Source organism: Shumkonia mesophila, from assembly GCF_026163695.1.
Taxonomy (GTDB): Bacteria; Pseudomonadota; Alphaproteobacteria; order Rhodospirillales; family Shumkoniaceae; genus Shumkonia; species Shumkonia mesophila.
The window spans coordinates 1-1,038 of sequence record NZ_JAOTID010000053.1; the positions used below are offsets into that span (position 1 = coordinate 1).

Sequence of the window (1,038 nt, forward strand, 5' to 3'; positions counted from 1 at the left end):
GCGGAGAAGCCGAAGGAGACACTGTCGGACGTTGACCGGGATTCTCTTCACACGTTGCCGTTGTCGATTATTCCCTTTGAGACGCTTTCGCTGCGCCGGGCGCGTTTGATCAAGAACGTCCGGCTGCGCAGCGTTGTCGAGTTGTTTGAGGAGAAGCAGACGGGCAGCGGGCAGATGGAGATTGCCGACGTCGCCAAGGAGTTCGGGTGGCCGAAGGACCAGCCGGTGGCGGACCGCGACATGCTGAGCAAGCTGGCGGCCCTTCACAGCTACGATGTTTACAGCCTGCGGATATCGCTGCGCGACCAGGGCATCGCGGTGAACGGGATCGACGCGTTGAAGCTGTCGCCGGCGAAGAACGCCGAGCTGACGGAATACATGGCGATGTTCACGCGGCCGTTGATTTTGCAGATTTACGGGGGCGCCGACGTTCAGATCAAGGATTTCGACGACGTGATCGCGCTGTTTCGCGACCCCGACGTCAAGAAGGCGCGCGAGAAGCTGGAGTTGATGGCCGAGAAGCTGGAGATCAAGATCTCCGAGGTGCCGCAGTTCCTGGAGGACTACGGGGACATCTTCCTGTCGTTGTCCTACTACCGGCAGTGCCTGGACCACCTGGAGCCGATCATCACGCAGTTTCTGGAATCGCTGGAGGAACTGCGCGCGAACTGGCAGCTTCGCCAGGACGCCAACCTGATGAAGACGTGCAACGAGATCGAGCAGGTGATCAACGGGCTGATGGCGGCGATCACCGGGCGGTTCGAGAACTTCGACCGTTCGACCAAGCAGATGTGGGACAACATCTCGGCGGAGCGCTTCCGCAAGGTCAAGGAACTGATCGAGAGCTACCACACCACCATCGGCGGCGTGCTGTGCGCGCTGTCGGTGAAGATGGACGCCTGGGCGCGGCTGTTTCCGGCCAAGGACGTCGGCGGCCCGGTGCGCCGTGCCGAGTTCATCATGAGCGAGCTCAAACAGGGCATCGAAAACATCCAGAAAATCGAAGATTCCGCCCCCATGCTCTCCCAACTCGACTAG

At 60.7% G+C, this 1,038-nt stretch carries 1 protein-coding gene; it reads left to right on the forward strand.

Going from position 1 to position 1,038, the window contains the following annotated elements; translation table 11 throughout:
• A partial coding sequence (locus ODR01_RS25210) for a hypothetical protein (RefSeq protein WP_394356881.1) occupies window positions 1-1,038 on the forward strand: 1,038 nt, incomplete at its 5' end.